The following is a 20,612-nucleotide window of genomic DNA, read 5'->3' as shown; positions in this document are numbered from 1 at the left end:
ATTTGGAGATGAGACTATGAAATTAGGATTATGCTTAGAAGGTGGAGGCGCAAAAGGGGCTTACCAAGCAGGAGTAGTAAAGGCATTATATGATGGAGGAATAAATAAATTTTATTCAATTTCAGGGACATCGATAGGAGCAATAAATGGATATTATTTGTACACAGGTAATGTTGATAACTTAGAAAAAATGTGGACAAATATAAAAGATATCCAGAATGGAAATGTAAAAATAATAAATAATACTGTGGATAATTCTCCTGCTATAGACAATTTGAGGGAACTAGATGATAGTAAAATTGAAGAAATGAAGTTTTATGTTAACTATGTAGAAGTCAATAATAAGGTAGTATCAGAAAAGATTGTTGATGTATCAAAGATGACTTGTGATGAAGCAATTATCAGTATTTCATACAGTGGATTGTTACCATCAAATCCAAAGGCCACTCTTGGTTTTAAAGAACAATTTGCAAAAGATGTTCAAGAAGGACTATATGATGGTTTTAAATTAGATGGAGGTCTAATTAGGAGTGCATTGATTGATCCTTTAATTGTGGATAATGTGGATAAGATTATTTTAATATCAACGAAATATAATTATGAATTGCCAGAAGATATTAAAAAAACATACGATGAAGACAGAATAATAGTAGTTAGACCAAATACTCAGTTCGCACCTAAAGACACTCTTAATTTTGATGATGAGTTTTGTAAAGCTATTTATCAAGAAGGATATGAAATAGGAAAAAATATACTTGATAGACTTTAATTTAGAGTATAATATAATAAATGTAATTGTATAATTTAACTAAGGAAAAGGAAGGTAATGAATTATGGAAAATAAAAATCCTATAGTAACTATAGAAATGGAAAATGGAAAAGAAATTAAAATTGAGTTGTACCCAAATATAGCACCAAATACAGTTAAAAACTTTGTATCATTAGTAAATGAAGGATATTATAATGGAATAATATTTCATAGAGTAATACCAGGATTTATGATACAAGGTGGATGCCCAAATGGTACAGGAATGGGTGGTCCAGGTCACTCTATAAAAGGTGAATTTAGTGGGAATGGATTTACTAATAATTTAAAACATGAAAGAGGAGTCATATCGATGGCTAGAACTATGGCACCTAATTCAGCTGGTTCTCAATTTTTCATAATGCATAAAAATTCACCACATTTAGATGGTCAATATGCAGGATTTGGTAGAGTAATAGAAGGTATAGAGGTTGTTGATGAAATAGCATCAGTTAGAACAGATGCAGCTGATAAACCACAAACTTCACAAGTTATGAAATCTGTTACTGTGGAGACTTTTGGAATAGATTACTCTGATGTAGAAAAAAATTAAAACATATATAAAAATTAGTTATAAGTAAAAGTCAAAATATATGTTGTTTATTGAAGATAAAATGGGATGTAGTTACGTCTTTAGACGAATACATCTCATTTTTTATTTATTCTATATAATAAGAAGTTGTGTATTAAAATAATAAATTACAGAATGTGCCAATTAGAAATAACATTAAAATTTTATGATACTTATTCCATAAAATTAGTATCATAAAATTTTAATTAAAAAATAAAGTATAGTTAAAAAAATTTTACTAAAAATATTTTTATCCAAGTTTGTATATAATAATATATTAAATAAATATGGAAGACATATGGAAAACAATTATTCCAGTGTCTTTTTAAGCTATTTTATCTATTTTATTTAAGAAAAATAAGTTTTTCTATGTTTTTTATTTATAAAAAAATATCATCATGGAAATATCTTCTATTTACAATTTTATAACTTTGGTTTACAATAATAGAGACAATAAATCCTAAAAAACATAAGAAGAAAAAAGTGCTTAATATTTGAGAGAGACTGGTTTAGTTTACACCAGCTAGGCCAGTCAAGGAATAATTTAAAGTGTAATATATAACAATGAAAAAGAACCTGTAATTAGAATCTTCTAATTACAGGTTCTTTTTTTGAAGAAATTGGTATTATTATATAAATATTTAAGAAAGTAAATTTTTAACTTTATTGTAACTAAGTATGTTTTTTAACATAGTATAATATAGACCCAAAATGGAGGGATTATAAATGAGAAATATTATACTTTATTTAAATGATGATACCTTTATATCAAGAAAATATCCAGATAAAAACTTTAGTTTTTTAGAATATTGTTTAATAGGAACTAAATATTCAAGCACTTTTGCAGAAGAAAAACTTCTTACTTTTTTCAAAGTAAGAATACCAGAGATATTAAAAGATAAAAATATACTAAAAGCAGAGTTATTTATTCATATTAATTCAGATAATAATTATATTTTTAATGAAAAAATAGATATTGAAGTAAAAAGAATAATCGAATATTATAATTCAAGGACTATATCATGGAATGATAAATTGCCTATAGAAAATATTGAAGGATATTTACCAATTGGTATAAGTGATACGTCTAACTATATATGTTTAAATATTACAAGTATTGTAAAAGCATGGGCGGTGGGCAAGTATCCTAATTATGGATTAGCTTTATCTTTAAATTATCCTTGTAAGATTATAGAGTTTACATCTAGTAGAGGTCGTAACAAACCATATATACTTATAACATTTGAAGAAAGAAAAAAAGAGTGCTGTCCTCCTAAATTCGGATGTCCTCCAATTAGAGTTACAGGTCCAACCGGACCAAGAGGCCCAATGGGAAGCACAGGAGCAACAGGACCAACCGGAAATACCGGAGAAATAGGACCAACTGGAGCGACTGGTCCAACTGGAAACACAGGAATAACAGGGTCAACTGGAGCGACTGGTTCAACAGGAAACACAGGAGTAACTGGAGAAATAGGACCAACCGGAGCAACAGGTCCAATAGGAAACACAGGACCAACTGGAGGAATAGGCCCAACAGGAAACACAGGAGAAATAGGTCCAACAGGAGCAACAGGCCCAACAGGAAACACAGGAACAACAGGTCCAACCGGAAATACCGGATTAGAAGGACCAACCGGAGCAACAGGTCCAACAGGGAATACAGGAGAGATAGGGCCAACTGGAGCAACCGGCTCAACAGGAAACACAGGAGCGACAGGTCCAACAGGAAACACAGGATTAGAAGGCCCAATGGGAACAACAGGTTCAACCGGAAACACCGGATTAGAAGGTCCAATGGGAGCAACAGGCCCAACCGGAAATACTGGAGAAATAGGGCCAACCGGAGCAACAGGTTCAACCGGAAATACCGGAGAAATAGGACCAACTGGAGCAACAGGTTCAACAGGAAACACAGGAGCAACTGGAGAAATAGGGCCAACAGGAAACACAGGAGTGATAGGACCAACCGGAGTAACAGGCCCAACCGGAAATACTGGAGAAATAGGACCAACAGGAAACACAGGAGCAACTGGAGCAACAGGCCCAACAGGGAATACAGGAGAGATAGGGCCAACTGGAAACACAGGAGCAACTGGAAATACAGGGTTAGAAGGTCCAATGGGAGCAACAGGCCCAATCGGAAATACCGGAGAAATAGGACCAACTGGAGCAACAGGTCCAATAGGAAACACAGGAGCAACTGGAGAAATAGGGCTAACCGGAGCAACAGGTCCAATAGGAAACACAGGACCAACAGGAGAAATAGGACCAACCGGAGCAACAGGTCCAACAGGCCTAACCGGAAATACAGGAGTAACAGGACCAACCGGAGCAACAGGTCCAATAGGAAACACAGGAGTGACAGGACCAACAGGAAATACAGGAGTAACAGGAGAAATAGGACCAACAGGAAACGCAGGAGCAACAGGAGCGACCGGACCAACCGGAAATACTGGAGCAACAGGTAATTTCTCACAGCCAATTGCTAATTTTCTTGTAAATGCTCCATCTGCACAAATCTTAAATAATGGGGAAGCTATAAAAAATTGGCAAGCAGTACTGGGGAATAGTTCAAGTATAACAGTGGATGCAAATGGTACATTTAAAGTAGAAGAAAATGGTGTGTACTACATTTCAGTTTCATTAGCATTGCAACCAGGTTCATCAAGTATAAATCAATACTCTTTTTCTTTCTTATTTCCTATTTTAGGAGGGAGAGATTTAGCAGGTATCACTACTGAGCCAGGTGGTGGAGGTGTGGTTTCTGGATATTTCGCTGGTTTTCTATTTGGTGGAACTACATTTACTATAAATAATTTTTCATCTGTGTCTGTAGGAATAAGAAATGGTCAATCAGCAGGGACAGCGGCAGCTTTGACTATATTTAGAATAGCTGATACTATTATGACTTAACTTTATATTTAATATTAATATATGTATAATAAAAAACTGTTTCAAATATATATTTGAAACAGTTTTTCTGTTTAAAAATTTTATATTATTTAAAGTTCTTGATTGCAGTAGTTAAATTAGGCACTAGTTGTTTCTTTCTAGATACAACACCTGGTGCAAATGTACCTTGAACACCTTCAACACTAAATGCATCAGCAATTAATCTATCTTCTGCCTTATAGATTAAATAAGAGCCTTCTTTAATTATGTCTGTAACTGCAATAACTAATTTATCATAATCAGTTGAATTTATATAAGATAAAAATTCATCTTTTTTAGCAAATATAGAATCTATATCTAAAGTAAATACTTGTCCAATACCAACTTTATATCCACTCATATTGAATTCTTTAAAGTCCATATTTACTATTTCTTCTATAGTATATTCATCTAAAGAAGTACCACATTTAAACATATCCATAGCATATTTTTCCATATCTACATTTGCTATTTTGCTTAGTTCTTCACATGCTTTTTTATCCATGTCAGTTGTTGTTGGAGATTTGAATAATAATGTATCAGATAATATAGCAGATAAAAGAAGTCCAGCTATTTCATAAGGTATCTCAACATTATTTTCTTTATACATTTGGTAAATTATAGTACTATTACATCCAACAGGCATAACTCTAAAAGACATAGGAACATCAGTAGAAATACCACCAAGTTTATGATGGTCAATTATTTCAACTATATTTGCTTGTTCAATTCCATCAGCACTTTGAGCATATTCATTATGGTCAACTAAAACAACATTCTTTTTAGTTGGGTTCAATAGATGTCCTTTTGAAATTAATCCTAAAAACTTATTATCATCATCTAATATAGGATAAGATCTGAAGTTTGTCTCTAGCATGATTTCTTTGATTTCATCCATGTAATCATCTTCTTTGAATGTAATTAAATTTTCTGTAGCTTCTATAGAGTCTAAGAAACTACATTGATTTATCACATTAGAAGTTTTATAGTTATCACTTTCAACAGAAACAACAGAAACTCCATTTATTTTAGCAAGAGCTAGTAAGTCTTTTGAAATCTCTGTATGATTAGTAAGTATTAAAAGTTTAACTTTTGTATCAATAGCATATTCAATACTATCATATCTATCGCCAACAATAGCTATGTCTCCCTCTTTTAGAGTCTCTATTAGAGTTTCCATACCAAATGATAGAGTAACCACTCTACCTTTTACATCTTCACCACAATCCACAAGAATAGTACCATTAAGGTTTTTACAAATATTTGATAGTGATGTGTGTATAGTTGTAAAGTGTTGATGAAGTAGGTTTTTAGCTATTTCTTTCATAGTAATGATACCAGCAAAAGTTCCATCATCATAAGTTACAGGTAGTGTCTTAACATTTTTTTCATCCATAAGATTATAAGCTTCTAATATAGATGAAGTTGGAGTTAAAGGAACTACTTTATCATAATTTAAATCTCTAACTTGTATTCTAACATTATCTAAAATTTCAGGTGCATCTACCTTAAAGTAATCTAAGGCATATTTAGCCTCTTTTCTGATATCTCCCAAAGCATAAGCTGTTGCTTTTATTCCTAGTTTGTTCTTTAAATGTGCTAATGAAATTGCAGAACATATTGAATCTGTATCTGGATTTTTATGTCCGAAAACTAATAAACTCATTTTAATACTCCTTTCAAAACTTGAATATAAATAATAATTGATAAAAATATTATATCAAAAGGTTGTGGGTATATGTTGTAAAAAGAAAAAAATTTAATGAAAAAATATTATATAAAATTTTATTTCTTACATAAATACAATGAATTTGATATAAAAATCATTATGATATTATACTTTTACCCAATTATATTCTCAATTAAATTTACTTTTATTTGAAATAAATCGATTAAATATACCTGCGAAAAAATTAATTAATATGATAATAAACTAAAAATTTATAAATATTTTATACTATAAAAATTTTTGTATATATGTTATAAGTAAAAAATTAACGGATTTAACATAAAAATTATTTATAGATATGAAAAGTATACTAAGTATGTATTGATTTAAAAATAACTTATATAAACTATACTAATTTCAGTTTATATATTTTTTAAAATTATACGGATGTTGTAGAACGAAAAATTGCATATAAGTCAAAAATAAGTGTTATTTTATGAAAATATGACAAAAATTTTGTATGTTATTTATGCAAATAATACATAAATAACATATAAAATTTAATAAGTAAAAAAAGTGAAAGATATAAATTATCATTTTAGTATTTTATTTAGTCAAAGTAAATTATTCAAATGAAAAATATCTCATTTAAATAAAAAATTTAAATAAAAGTAAAAAAAATAATGTATTTGTTAAAAAATAAATTGACAAAATATTCAGAAAAAAACTTCTTGACCTAGAGAGATAAAGTAAATAAAATCTAAGGTATAGACATGAAATCTATAAAAATATTTTAAGTATAAGTTAAAATATAGATGATGTATTTAAGATTTATAAAAATAGGCGATACATAATTATTTAGGGAGGTTTTTAGTATGGAGAAGAAAGAAAAAGCTGTAGAAAAATTAAATGTTGAAGTATGTAGTCCTGAAATTGTCAATAGTGTTGAGACATTAAAAATGAGGCTAGAAGAAATCAGACTAGCACAAAAAGAATTTGCAACATTTACACAAGAGCAAGTAGATAAAATTTTCTTAGCTGCTTCAACTGCAGCAAATCAACAAAGAATACCTCTAGCAAAAATGGCAGTAGAAGAAACTGGTATGGGTATTGTTGAAGATAAGGTTATAAAAAATCATTTTGCTTCAGAGTATATTTATAATGCTTATAAAGACACTAAAACTTGTGGTGTTATAGAAAAAGATGAAGCATTTGGTTTCACAAGAATTGCTGAACCAGTAGGTGTTTTATCAGCAGTTATACCAACAACTAATCCTACATCGACTGCAATATTTAAGTCCCTAATAGCACTAAAAACTAGAAATGGTATAATTTTCTCTCCTCATCCAAGAGCTAAAAACTGTACTATAGAAGCAGCTAAAGTTGTACATGATGCAGCAGTTAAAGCAGGTGCCCCAAAAGGACTTATAGGTTGGGTAGATGTACCTTCAATTGAACTTACTAACGTTGTTATGGCAGAGGCAGACCTTATATTGGCTACTGGTGGACCTGGAATGGTTAAATCTGCATATTCTTCAGGAAAGCCAGCTGTTGGAGTTGGACCTGGAAATGTACCTGCAATAATAGATGAGAGTGCAGATGTAAAAATGGCTGTTAGTTCAATATTAGTATCAAAATCATTTGATAATGGTATGATATGTGCTTCTGAGCAAGCAGTAATAGTGCCAGAAAAAATATATGAAGAAGTTAAAAAAGAATTTAAATATCGTGGAGCACATTTCTTAAATAAAGAAGAAACAGAAAAAGTAGGAAAAGTAGTAATAATTGATGGTTCATTAAATGCTAAGATAGTTGGTCAGCCAGCTCATGTGATAGCTAAAATGGCTGATGTAGAAGTTCCAAAAACAGCTAGAATAATAATTGGTGAAGTAGAATCTGTTGAAGTAGAAGAACCTTTTGCACATGAAAAACTTTCTCCAGTACTTGCAATGTACAAATCTAAAAGTTTTGAAGATGCAGTTGCTAAAGCTGAAAAATTAGTTGCAGATGGTGGATATGGCCATACATCTTCGTTATATGCAGACGCTATAAATCATCCAGATAGAGTAGAGAAGTTTGTAAATGCTATGAAAACTTGTAGAGTATTAGTTAATACTCCATCGTCACAAGGTGGTATAGGTGACTTATATAACTTTAAATTAGCACCATCTCTTACTCTTGGTTGTGGTTCTTGGGGTGGAAACTCAGTATCTGAAAACGTAGGAGTGAAACATTTACTTAATATCAAGACAGTAGCTGAAAGGAGAGAGAATATGCTTTGGTTTAGAGCACCAGAAAAGGTTTATTTCAAAAAAGGTTGTTTAGGTGTAGCAGCAAGAGAATTTAAAGATGTTATGGATAAAAAGAAAGCCTTTATAGTAACAGATTCTTTCCTTTACAATAATGGATACACTAAGAAGCTAACTGATTTGTTAGATGAGATGGGAATTAAGCATACTACATTCTTTGATGTTGCTCCAGACCCAACATTAGCTTGTGCAAGAGAAGGAGCTAAGGCTATGGCTGATTTCCAACCAGATTTAATAATAGCTGTAGGTGGAGGTAGCGCAATGGATGCTGGTAAGATAATGTGGGTAATGTATGAGCATCCAGAGGTAGACTTCCAAGATTTGGCTATGAGATTTATGGATATAAGAAAAAGAGTATATGCATTCCCTAAAATGGGTGAAAAAGCATACTTTGCTGCTATCCCAACTTCAGCAGGTACTGGTTCAGAGGTAACTCCATTTGCAGTTATAACTGACCAAGATTCAGGCGTAAAATATCCATTAGCAGATTATGAATTAATGCCAAATATGGCTATAATCGATGCTGACATGATGATGGAGATGCCACCAAGATTAACAGCAGCATCAGGTGTTGATGCCTTAACACATGCACTAGAAGCATATGTGTCTATGCTAAGAACTGAACCAGCTGATGGATTAGCACTTCAAGCAGGTAAAATAATATTTGAATATCTACCTCGTGCATACAAAAATGGAAAGAATGATAAAGAAGCAAGAGAAAAAATGGCAATGGCATCTACTATGGCTGGGATGTCTTTCGCAAATGCTTTCTTAGGAATTTGTCACTCTCTAGCACATAAACTGGGTGCATTCCACCACGTTCAACATGGTGTTGCAAATGCATTATTAATAAATGAAGTAATTAAGTTCAATTGTGCAGAAGCTCCAAATAAGATGGGTGCATTCTCACAATACAGATATCCTGATTGTATACAAAGATATGCTGAATTTGCTTCTTTTGTAGGAATCAAGGGAAATACAGACCAAGAAAAAGTAGATAACCTTATAAAAGCAATAGATGAATTAAAGGCAAGAGTAGGACTTCCTAAAACTATAAAAGAGGCTGGGGTAGAAGAATCTAAATTCTTAGAAGGATTAGATGCTATGGTTGAACAAGCTTTTGATGACCAATGTACAGGAGCTAATCCTAGATACCCATTGATGAGTGAATTAAAAGAGATATATTTAAAAGTTTATTATGGTAAATAATATTTATTGTACAATATAGGTTCTATTAGACTTGTATATAAATTATTAGATTTGAATATAAATAGAGTTTTACTAGAGTTGTATATAAATAGTTTTTAATAATACATTATAACTTAAATCTTAAACGGAAATGATAAAAAGTTAAGAAATTCATATTGATTTTGAATATGTGTATTTAATCAATTAACTTTAAAATTAGTCGGAAAATTTTTTTATTACATATAATTTTAAAGCAGAATATATAAAAAACTTTATGAAAAAATTATAAAAATATTCAGAAAATTCTATTGACTAATTTATTTATCATGATATAATAAGTTTAGAAAACAAAAAGAATTGGGGCCTATTAAGGCCCCCTTACTACTTTTTGATAGATTTATTTAGAATAACTTTCTCACTTTGATTTTTTATATTTATTATAGAATCAGTATAATCTACTTCAAAGTTAGCAAAAGCAGAGAATAAATCTATGTCCCTTAATAAATGAATTGTCATACATTGATTGTTCTTATTTACCCTTAGAATCAATGCTCTTACAAAGGGAAATTGGATTCTAGAATTAAATAAGTTAGAACCATCAGTATCTATATCTAAGCTACGATAATTAATATCTATAAATACATCTACATCATCGTTTTCTTCTCTTATTATTCTATAGTCAAAATCCAAGTCTAAATTTAAATTACCTAAAACCAATAACATTTAAATCCTCTTTTCTATAAGTAGTTTTAGAGTATTAGTTTAACTAAGCTCTCCATCTATTATAGATATAATTCTATCTGCTTTTCTAGCAATATTTTCATTATGTGTTATTATTATAAGAGTTTGGTTATATTTTTTTATAGAATTTTTTAGTAAATCCATGACTTCTTCTGTAGTTTTACTGTCCAAATTTCCTGTTGGTTCATCTGCTAGTATTATACTTGGTTTTGCAGATAAAGCACGTGCAATAGCAACCCTTTGTTGTTGACCACCAGATAATTGATTTGGAAGATGATTTTTCCTCTCACTAAGACCCAATAAATTTATAATGTCTTCGATGTACTCTCCATCGACTTTTTTATTGTCTAACTTTAGTGGTAATTCTATATTTTCTTTTACATTTAATACTGGAATTAGGTTATACTGTTGAAAGACAAATCCTACTTTTTGTCTTCTATATTTTGCTAATCTTTTATCTGAAAGGCAACATATATCTTTCCCATCGACTTTTATAGTTCCACTACTTGGTCTCTCAAGACCGCCTACTAAATGTAGAAATGTGCTTTTTCCACTTCCACTTGGACCAATTATCGCAACAAATTCACCCTTATTTATTTTTAAATTTGCATCCTTTAGTGCATGTACAGCTGTTTCCTTTTTTCCATAAATCTTACCTAAGTTAAGAATCTCTAATATAGGCATAATTAATCCTCCTATTCTGTAATGTTTATAGCTTCAACTATACTAATTTTATTTATTTTCCTTAATGGAATATATGTAGCTAGAATACCTACAATTATGTTTGCTAAAACAACTAGGATATATATTTTGTAATCTATTGAAAATCCCAAGCCATACGATACAAAGCCTTGCATATAATACATTTTAAACTGTATTATAAGTCCTGAAATGATGGTAATTACACTTGAGAGCGTTCCATATAATATTCCTTCATAGAGTATCATATTTTTAAAGCCTCTCTCAGAAATACCAATAGCTCTCAACATTCCAAATTCACTAGTTCTTGAAGTTAAGTTATAACTTATGTTATTTATTATGTTAAGTACACTAATTATAAACATTACTGTTACTATGCCATAACTATAAATCAAGGACCTAGATGTCATCTTATCAGAATTTTCTTTTTCTACTATCATATCTACTGTTGTAGTTCCAGGAACTTCACTTCCAATTTTACCTAGAAGTCTATTTATTTTTTTCTTGTTTGCATTTTCATTAATATCTGTATAAACTAAGTTATACTTATCTACACCAGTTAATTTTTTTAGATATTCGCTACTCGTTATTACATCTACACCATCATCTCCAGAGTACATACCATTATCTGCAAAAGGATAACTTATAATAGCTCCAACTTTAAATTCATATTCTAAGTATTCATAATTATCTTTTAAACTTTCATAAAGTCCTGTATCCATTCCAGCCTTTGGGTATTTAACTTTTATAGTATCACCTACCTTTATATCTATAGCTGGTGTCCCTTCACCAGGAGTAAAGGTCTTTGTGTATTTCTGTGTTTCAGAAATTTCTGGTACATATACTATAGCTAAGTTTTCTTTTTTCATTTTTTTCAAGTTTATACTTCCACTTACTAAGTAATCTTCTAATGAATTTATCATCTTATCATTATAACCTTTTAACTTTTGTTTTAATGTATATTTTCCAGTAGTCTTATTTTTTATAAATAAAGGATTTTTCTTATAATAAGGAGCTGAATTTATAGCTTCGTAGTAATCTAATCTATTTATTTTATTTACCTCTATTCTCGTGTTTAAGATGCTAGCAGTTTTGACTTTGTCAATTCCATCTATATTTTTAATTTTATCTATCTGATTATCATTAAATCCCCTTATATCTTTAAAAGAAGTATTGCTACCAATTTCATTGAGATAAGTATTTGATAGAATAAAATCTGCATTCATATATACTTGCTCTTGAATGTTTTTGTTTTTGACATCTAAAAAAGAATATTTATAATTGTCTTTTATGACAATTATACCTCCTATACTCATAGATAATACAATTATAAGGAATCCCTTTTTATTTCTAAAGATGTTTTTTGCAGATATAGATTTTGTTACTGACATATTTAAAGTCAATTTTGATATTAAAGAATTAACTTTGATTATATTTTTATCAGTTCCAAAAGTTTTTCTTATAGCATCAATAGGAGAAATTCTTCTTATCTTTAAATATGTAAAGAAACTTATAATGAGTATTGTCAGTATTATACATGCAATTGATAAGAGGATTATTTTATCTGGAATAACAAAAGGGGTAACATTTATATTTCCTTCAAATTGAATATTTCCTGCAAACCTATTAAATATTTGTGCACCTCCCATACCTGTACATATACCTAGAGGCATTGCTATCAGAGCAAGTATGAAAAGTTCATAAAACATAAGTTTGAAAATCCTAAAGTTAGTGGAGCCAATAGCTCTTAAGATACCATATTCTTGTACTCTTTGGTATATTGATATAACATAGATACTATAGATTACAATACCAGAAAATATACTCATAGCAATTGCAACATATTTACTTGAATTATCTAAAGTACCATTTTCCATAGTAGCGTCTATAAGCATTGAGTTTCTTCCTACGCTTTTCTCATCCAACATAGCATTTTTTACTATATTGTCTATGTTTGTATTTATATCACTGCCTTCATTAAATTCAATAGAAGCTGTAAACTTATTCAATTTTGATTCATGTAGGTTTAAAAAAATTTCACATTTCCCCTTTTGTTTCTCTATAAATCTATCTTCAAGTATTCCTACAACTTTAAAGGTCTCTGGTTTTTCTTTTTGATATAATTTAAAAGTAAGGTTTTGATTTATTTCTGGCTTTAAACCCATACTATTTAAAACCCATTTTTCTACCACCACCTCATTGTTAGCTTTTGGGAGGTGACCTTTTATAAGTTTAGATTGATTAGTTAAGTAATTTTTATTTGCATATTGTATGTTTATAGGTAATTTTTCATTAAGATCTGTAGATGCATAATAAGATGTTATACCTAGGTTTTTAATATCTTTACCAGATTTTATGGATTCTAATTGATTTTTATTTATATCTTTAAAGTATACATGGTCAGTTCCAAGCTCTCTCTTTAATCTATCTACATCTGCTTGCTGAGCACTTCTTGAGAGGGTGCCAATACCAACAATGAGTGATGTAGCAAGAATTATACTCAGAGTAATTGCTAAAGATCTTGCTTTATAACTTTTTATGTATCTTAGTACTATTTTCAAATTATCTTTCATATTTACCACTTCCTTTCTTAGCTAAATCAATTATATGTTTATTTAAAATATATATCAAAGTAAGTATCTTCAAGTTTTGAGTACTTAATTGTACAAATTTATATGTGTTTTTGCAAGTTTAATTAATGTACATGTAAATTTTGACTTTTTACATAATTTTTCTAAAATGATATAATCCTCATATAAAGTGTAGATGGGAGGGGAATTATGGAGAATAATTTTATATTTCCTATAGTAATACTAACTTTGTTTATATTTAGTAATCTTATAATGAATAAATACAGGTTTTATAAAGAATTAGACATATTAAAAAGAGGAATATTAACGTTTTTTGTATCGTGTTTTGTATGGATTTTATTCATGGAGGGTATTGAGTATATACAATTAAGTTTAGGATATAATTTTTTACTTGAAGGAGTATTAAATATTATACTTTTTTTAATTTTAATTATTTTAAGTTTTTATATAGGATTTAAATTTATAAGATTACTAGACAATAACAATAAACAAGAGTATAAGCTACAAAAATTAGACAGTAAAATAAATCATAAGGACAATATAATCGTAAAATTAAGAAGTCAAAAACATGACTATTTAAAACATTTACAAGTAGTATATTCTCTATTAAATACTGGCTTAGCTGAAGATGCCAAAGAATATATAACGAATATATCAAATAGCTTTAAATCAAAAAATTCAAGATATGGGAAAGTATCTTATTTAGATGCTATAGCTTCCTTAAAATATGAGGAATGTCTTGAAAAGAACATATCTTTTGATGTATATATCCAAGATTTTATGGATAATTTAGAGATTGAACCTAATGATATGAGTTCAGTGCTATTAAACATAATAGACAATGCAATAGAATCTTTGTCTGCTATACAAAAGGAAAAGAAGTATATAAGATTACATGCATATGAAGATGAATTTCAGTATATTATAGTCATAAAAAATAATGGTCCTAAAATACATAATGTCGAAAGTATATTTTTGGATGGATTTAGCACTAAAGAAGGGCAAGACAGAGGTTTTGGGTTATATCTAGTTAAAAATATACTAGATAAGTATGATTATAGTATACTTGCAAATAGTGACGATTTTTTAACTGAATTTGTAATTTTAATACCAAAATATTATTAGTTAGGAGGAGAGAAGTCTGTGATAAAAGTTTTGATTTGTGATGATGATAAAATTGTAAGAGATGATATAGCAAATATAGTTAAAGAGTCTGGATATGTAGATTATGTTAAGAAAGTCAAGGATGGTATAGAAGCAATTGAATTTATAAAAAGTGAGAAAATAGACTTATTGATTATTGACATTGATATGCCATATAAAAATGGGATTGATTCTGCCAAAGAAATTCTTTCTATAGATAAAGATATACATATAGTTTTTGTAACAGGTTTTGCTGACTATAGTCTTGAGAGCTTTAAAGTACATCCTATAGATTTTATAGTTAAGCCATTTAAAAAAGAAAAAATAATTGATTCAATTAACATAGCAATAGACCATATTAACTCTCATAAAATTGCTAAAAATAATTTTATAGAAGATACTCTTTTTGTATATAAAATAAGGAAACAGATACATATGATTAATTTTGATGATATAGTCATGTTTGAGAAAAATTCAAGAGCTATCAATTTATATACTAGAGATGAAGATACGATAAAATTTTATGAAAACTTTGATGATTTAAAAAAACGCCTACCTCCTAATTTCTTTATGACTCATAGACAATACATAGTAAATTTAAGGCTTATACATAAGGTTATACCTATAAATAAGTCTTCTTTAGAGATAAAATTTATAAATTTTCAAGAAAGTGCTACTTTAAATAAATCTTTAGAAAAAGATTTTCTATACAGATTTTATAGGGTTAAAAGGTTTTAATGAAGAAAAAAATTTTCAGTGATATACAATATGTATGATGAAGATATCATATAAATTTGCTATAGTTATAAATTAATTCTTATAAAATATAATATAAAACATATTGGACTTTCATGGAAAATTAGAAAGCCCAATATGTTTTAGAGACAAATCTTATATTTATAAGTTGCTTAAGATACTAAGGTCTTTAATCTTATTATCTTCAGCAAGTAATAAGATTTTAGACATAATCTCAGCAGTCTTAGGGTCTTCATCAGCAAAAGGAAGGAATATCTTTCCTCTACTTTGAGAATGTACAGGAAGTATATTTAAAGCACCCATTCCTTTTTTATGTACGATACCAGAACCCATATGTACAGAATACTCACCTAAATTGCCTACTATAAGAGCATGAGAACCTTCAAAATTGACATTTTTAATCTTTAACAATAATAGCAATTCTTTAGCAATTGCTATACGCATCTCTACAGTAGAATGGCTTGTTTCAGGGTCAACACCACCAGCATGAGCGACACTTACAACGAGGTCTATATCACGCATAACTTCTGAAAATAAAATTGGAGGTATTGAAGCCAATTCTAGGCTTTTATAAGTTTTTCTATCAAAGAATTCTACTGTTTCAATAGTAGGTGGCTCAATGTCTGCTGGCGAAAACCAATCAGCAAGTGCAAACATTTTTGCTACTATATTTTCTTTATAAAACACTTTTTGTAAACCTTCTTCATAATCGACAGTCCAAAGCTGATTTCTAAGAAGTGCTACAGTTTTCTTTGGCTGGATTTGGTGCCCAGCATATCTACGAGATATAGTTTTTTCAGATAATTCATCACTATTTATTCTATAATACTCACGGAATACTTGCTTAAATGGCTGAACAATTTGCTTATTAAATAAGTCATGTTGGAATTCACTCCATTTACCAGATTCAAAAAGATGAACCGGATGTGCAAGTTTTAATTTATTTTTTGCTGTTAATTTAGAAGTCTCGCCATCTATATTGCAAATAAAGAACTTAGATTTATCATTATAAACATATCCAATATTATCATCGCACACCCACACTAGATTCTTAATCAAAGGACAGATAACTGGGTTTTTATAAATATTGGAGATTTCTTTAACTGTAAATATTATTTCATTTTTCATAGCTTGTTCTAAACTCTGTTTTGCACGAGAATACTGACTCTTTAAATCTTTTTGAACAGATTTAAGTTCAAGTACATATGGATGTTTGGCAATGGCTTTTGGTATACTTTTTAAAGCTTTATTACCTTTCTGGACTTTAGTAGATGCTTTACCATTTTCATCAACATCTATCCAAATTGAAGTTCCATCAATATCTTTTGGTTTAAATAAATGAGAGACTTCATTTAGTTTTTCAGTTTCAAGAGCCCACATCATACGATTGACATCTCCAAATCCAGCACTTCGAGCTAGATTTTCTAGCGCTATTGTACAAGCTTTCGATTCACTTTCACGACGTTGTGCTCCAAATTGTTTACTTTCTTTAGCAAATTTTTGGATAAATTCATAACGGAAAGTTGCTTCTTTAAGGTCTCCTTTTTTCATAGGAAGTAAAGAAAAACTTCTCAGCTTGTCTTGATTTCTATTTGTTTCAATTTCCTTCATTAACATGTCCTTATCAAGTTTACCAAGTGTAGCATCAGCATAAAGTTGTGCACGTCTATGAGAGTTTCCACCACTAGTTATATACTTAGCTGATTTGTAAAGTAGATTGAATCTTTCTTCACCAATGGTCTTATATGAATCCAAAAACCAGTCTATATCAAAAGCCCCATCGATAAAACTACGTGGTGAAATAGGGGAGAATAGAGCAACTTCTGATTCTTTCTGTGCAGAAAATCCTTCATTTATGTGTGCATGGAAGTACCAAATTGTACTCTTTAGACCCTTCCAGTTTAAATACTTTTCAATTATATTGACCCATTGAGGAGCATACATAGCAGATTCTATCAATCTTAATTCAGTAATATCAGTGTCTTTAAGCAATTTTTTTAATTCTTTTGAGTCATCTTCTTTAGTAGGATAACAATTTTTAAGTAGAGAACTTAAAACATCTTTCTTTGAATAATTGTTACCATATGAATATCCCCTTTGAAAAGTTTCTTTACCAAGAGCAACTAATAGATTTACAAAATAATTTATACCTTCAAAATATTGTATGTTATTAGCTAGATGAGAAACTTCTGTTGGCATATCACCTCTACGTGATTCAATTTCTATAACTCTATTTGTAACAGTTTTTAAATTATTTTTAAGCCAAGGATACTTTTCTAATGTGTCGCCAGCCCATCTAGGATTTGTTAGTGTTCTTATTATATTTGATGAATTGTATCCACTTATAATTTCTCTATTAACTTGTTCTTCAGTCATTAATCCTAATTCATGAGCACGAGCAAATACACCTATGCTAGTGTAAAAAGGAAACTTATATTCTAATAACTGATAATTTGAAAATGTAGTATAGAAAAACTTAGTAAAAGAAATATCATCATAAATAAATGAATTTGCTTTATCAAGCCAATAATTTAAAATAGGGGCATCCAAAGCAGGGCAGTATTCATTTTGTCTATAATAGTTTTTAGTAAATTCAACTCTTTGTTTTTTATATTGTTCTGTAGTTAATAAATTTCTTAGTTTATAATATATATCTAAACAATAGTCAAATATCTCTTTATGGTCAAACTCATTTAGTAAAACTCTTAGAAGTCTTCTTGTAAGTGCATCGAATTTTAATTTATCAAGTCTTGCATATATTTTCTTTTGTTTTTTATAGTCAAGAACATTTGAATAGATAGACGAAAACCAACTTTTTTCTATTTCATTATATCCGCATGTATTTATATTATAAAATAAAATATCAAGTATTAATTTGTAGTCTAAATCGAGTTTTTTACTAATTCCCCTCCAAAGTCCTGCCAATGGATAATTATCAAGAGTATCATTAGAAGTCTTATATTTAATAGGAGTCAGATTATAAGTAGAGTAACCTAAAAGTACTTTTTCTACATTACCTGACCATCTTTCAACTTCATATTCATAGTCTGCATTTTCAGTAATAAGTTCATCAAATTTTTCATAAACTTGTATTATTTTATTTATGTCTGTATCAAGAATTTTTTTAGCTTCTTTTTTTGTTGATATAGAAATAGATTCTTCACCTGAAGATAAACTTATATTTGAAATAATTTTATTAAGTTTTGATGGAGTAGAAGAATCATCTTTAAAAGTAAATTGTTCAGGAATTTGAACCTTGTCTTTAGGATTATATATTCCAAACCCATTTTCTTTACAATAATCATTTTTTGCTTTACCTAATAAATTATCAATTAATATTTGAACTTGAGATGTATTCTTTTTAGATTTATCAATATCTTCTATCAGTAAAATAAGCTTATTATATAGTTTTTGTCTATTAGTATTGTCTTTTAATAAGTTTACAATTTCAAGACCTCCAAGACATTTTTGTGAATTTGAAGATTTTATAAGAGAGGAAGCGATGTTCTCTAATTTTGAATCATCTTGTTCAAGTAAAATTTTTATTACAGTTTGTCTAATAGAGCTTGTCTTTAAAGAAAGTAGATTGGTTATTTTGTCTAGCTCTATATCTGTTAGTTCAAGCTTTCTAAGTAGACTTAATACAGTTTCTCTATTGGAAACACTCTTATCACTTAAACATTCTAGTAAGAACTCACGTTGTCTATCCGTTTTTGGTTCATTTATAAAGTTGACTATAAGTGAAGCTCTTAAGTCTGAGCTCATAAGATGACAATTTTCCATAAGAGTGTCTATAAATTGGGCATTCATATCGTATGCTGTTAATGTCATCATACATTTAAGTATATCGTGAGAAGAAATTTCAATCCAAGTCCATGGAAATACGCTTCCTGAAAAAGATTTAGTCTTTGAATTTAAAATTTCTAAAGTATGTTTTAAATTTTCAAATTGTTCTTTTCTAGCACTAAAGTCTTTATCAATTGGAGTGTTTGACAGGTCAAAGTCAGTTTCTCTTTTTTGCCAATTATAGTAGTAGCCAACAGAACTTTCTACATAGAAATTTCTAATTACCCATGCTAGAATTTCTAAATCATCTCCCTTGATATTTTTAGATGCTATTGAGTGTTTGAAATATGTACTTTCTGTATGTGACAAGAAGTAAAGACCTACAAGTTTTTTATATTTTTCCTGACAAGAAAGTAAATCTTCAATAAGAGAGTAAGAGTCATATATATTGTAAGTTGCAGTAGCCCATAAAGCAAAATAAATTTCAAGATTATCATCACTATTAACTGATTCTGTGCGGAAATTTTCATCAGTTAATGATTTATATGAAAGTTCTAAGCACTTACGTATTATTCCGGGTTTTTGGTCTGAAAAACCAAGTCCTGTCCATGTATCTAAGGCTCTTATAACAGAACTAAATCTCTCTAAATTATTGTCCAAGATAGTTTTTAATATGTATATTGATGCAGGAATTGTACCTTCATCTAAGCTCTCCACAATTTGTTGTCTAAGCCCTTCTTGTTGCTTAGCTGCCAAAAGAAGTTTAGAAAGCATTTCATAGCATTTCTCACTATGACTTTTCATAATACCAATTATCATTTGTCTTGTAAGTAGAGCAGTTTGATTCTCTCCAAATATTACTTCTTCCAAGGCATTGATTATTTCTTGATTACCTTTATCTATTTCCAGTGCTATTTTATCACTCATTACAGAGTCATAGTATAAGACCTTATTTGGAAGCGTAAGATAATCTATAACTGAGAAATCATAATAAATTAAATCTACATAGTTTGAAATAAATCTAATTATACTTCTAAAATAATCTACAAGTCTATTTGAGCGATAACCTTTACGATAATAGCCTCCTGAATATGTATAATCCATCTTTCTTTTAATTAACTGACAAAGTTCTTCTACTTGTTCAGAAGTAAGTATTAACTCCAAAGCATTTTTTAAGGGTCCAGAAAGTAGTTCATCTATATTTTTAATCTCATAATAATAGCAATTATAATATTTTTTTATCATATTTAAGAATTTATCTTCAGGGTCTCTATAATAGTATGAGCTATTTTCTATACAGTCCCAGAGAGCTTTTGCTAAGTCATAATACTTTTTTGAAGAGGATTTAGTAAAATTATTTTTTAAATTTTCAATTATTTTAGGATTTTTTTCTACTCTAGTACGTTCCAACATTTATGTA

11 protein-coding genes are annotated in these 20,612 nt (G+C 29.3%); 6 read left to right on the top strand and 5 right to left on the bottom strand.

Translation table 11 applies throughout. The annotated features are described in order from the left end of the window. Nucleotides 1-16: 16 nt before the first annotated feature. The 3 genes from Q3304_RS13675 to Q3304_RS13665 all read left to right on the top strand — a co-directional run bounded on the left by Q3304_RS13675 (nucleotide 17) and on the right by Q3304_RS13665 (nucleotide 4,292). The gene (locus Q3304_RS13675; RefSeq protein WP_407813703.1) at nucleotides 17-769 is read left to right on the top strand and encodes a patatin-like phospholipase family protein; all 753 of its coding nucleotides are present in this window, start codon (nucleotides 17-19) and stop codon (nucleotides 767-769) included. Between the two features lie 64 nt (nucleotides 770-833). Then, on the top strand, nucleotides 834-1,358 hold the full coding sequence (locus tag Q3304_RS13670; RefSeq protein ID WP_407813704.1) for a peptidylprolyl isomerase: 525 nt from the start codon (nucleotides 834-836) through the stop codon (nucleotides 1,356-1,358). Nucleotides 1,359-2,102: 744 nt separating this feature from the next. Next, on the top strand, nucleotides 2,103-4,292 hold the full coding sequence (locus Q3304_RS13665) for a DNRLRE domain-containing protein (protein WP_407813705.1): 2,190 nt from the start codon (nucleotides 2,103-2,105) through the stop codon (nucleotides 4,290-4,292). Between the two features lie 85 nt (nucleotides 4,293-4,377). On the opposite strand, the gene Q3304_RS13660 is transcribed toward Q3304_RS13665, so the two are convergent. Next, complete coding sequence (locus Q3304_RS13660; protein ID WP_054268916.1) at nucleotides 4,378-5,976, bottom strand: putative manganese-dependent inorganic diphosphatase; 1,599 nt, start codon at nucleotides 5,974-5,976, stop codon at nucleotides 4,378-4,380. An 878-nt stretch (nucleotides 5,977-6,854) separates the two neighbouring features. Here Q3304_RS13660 and adhE point away from each other — a divergent pair. Then, entirely contained in the window at nucleotides 6,855-9,497 is a 2,643-nt protein-coding gene (gene adhE, locus Q3304_RS13655) for a bifunctional acetaldehyde-CoA/alcohol dehydrogenase (RefSeq protein WP_407813706.1), read from the top strand. A 360-nt stretch (nucleotides 9,498-9,857) separates the two neighbouring features. Here the strand turns inward: adhE and Q3304_RS13650 are convergent, their stop codons facing one another. The 3 genes from Q3304_RS13650 to Q3304_RS13640 are packed head-to-tail and all read right to left on the bottom strand — an operon-like array spanning nucleotide 9,858 to nucleotide 13,489. Continuing rightward, nucleotides 9,858-10,199 carry a hypothetical protein gene (locus Q3304_RS13650; RefSeq protein ID WP_021382906.1) on the bottom strand — a complete coding sequence of 114 codons (342 nt, stop codon included), beginning with the start codon at nucleotides 10,197-10,199 and terminating at the stop codon, nucleotides 9,858-9,860. Nucleotides 10,200-10,238: 39 nt separating this feature from the next. After that, nucleotides 10,239-10,901 carry an ABC transporter ATP-binding protein gene (locus tag Q3304_RS13645; RefSeq protein ID WP_407813707.1) on the bottom strand — a complete coding sequence of 221 codons (663 nt, stop codon included), beginning with the start codon at nucleotides 10,899-10,901 and terminating at the stop codon, nucleotides 10,239-10,241. Nucleotides 10,902-10,912: 11 nt separating this feature from the next. Next, the gene (locus tag Q3304_RS13640; protein WP_407813708.1) at nucleotides 10,913-13,489 is read right to left on the bottom strand and encodes an ABC transporter permease; all 2,577 of its coding nucleotides are present in this window, start codon (nucleotides 13,487-13,489) and stop codon (nucleotides 10,913-10,915) included. A 207-nt stretch (nucleotides 13,490-13,696) separates the two neighbouring features. Between Q3304_RS13640 and Q3304_RS13635 the strand changes: the two genes are divergently transcribed. After that, nucleotides 13,697-14,632 (top strand): sensor histidine kinase, encoded by a 936-nt coding sequence (locus tag Q3304_RS13635; protein ID WP_407813709.1) that lies wholly within the window; start codon nucleotides 13,697-13,699, stop codon nucleotides 14,630-14,632. An 18-nt stretch (nucleotides 14,633-14,650) separates the two neighbouring features. Beyond that, complete coding sequence (locus Q3304_RS13630) at nucleotides 14,651-15,388, top strand: LytTR family DNA-binding domain-containing protein (RefSeq protein WP_169468229.1); 738 nt, start codon at nucleotides 14,651-14,653, stop codon at nucleotides 15,386-15,388. Between the two features lie 159 nt (nucleotides 15,389-15,547). Here the strand turns inward: Q3304_RS13630 and Q3304_RS13625 are convergent, their stop codons facing one another. Further along, nucleotides 15,548-20,605 (bottom strand): DUF4132 domain-containing protein, encoded by a 5,058-nt coding sequence (locus Q3304_RS13625; RefSeq protein ID WP_407813710.1) that lies wholly within the window; start codon nucleotides 20,603-20,605, stop codon nucleotides 15,548-15,550. Nucleotides 20,606-20,612: the final 7 nt, after the last annotated feature.

The organism is Clostridioides sp. GD02377, assembly GCF_045899875.1.
In the GTDB taxonomy this organism is placed as follows: domain Bacteria; phylum Bacillota; class Clostridia; order Peptostreptococcales; family Peptostreptococcaceae; genus Clostridioides; species Clostridioides difficile_A.
Note: the sequence above shows the minus strand (reverse complement) of the source record. Positions and strands in the feature narration are given on the sequence as shown.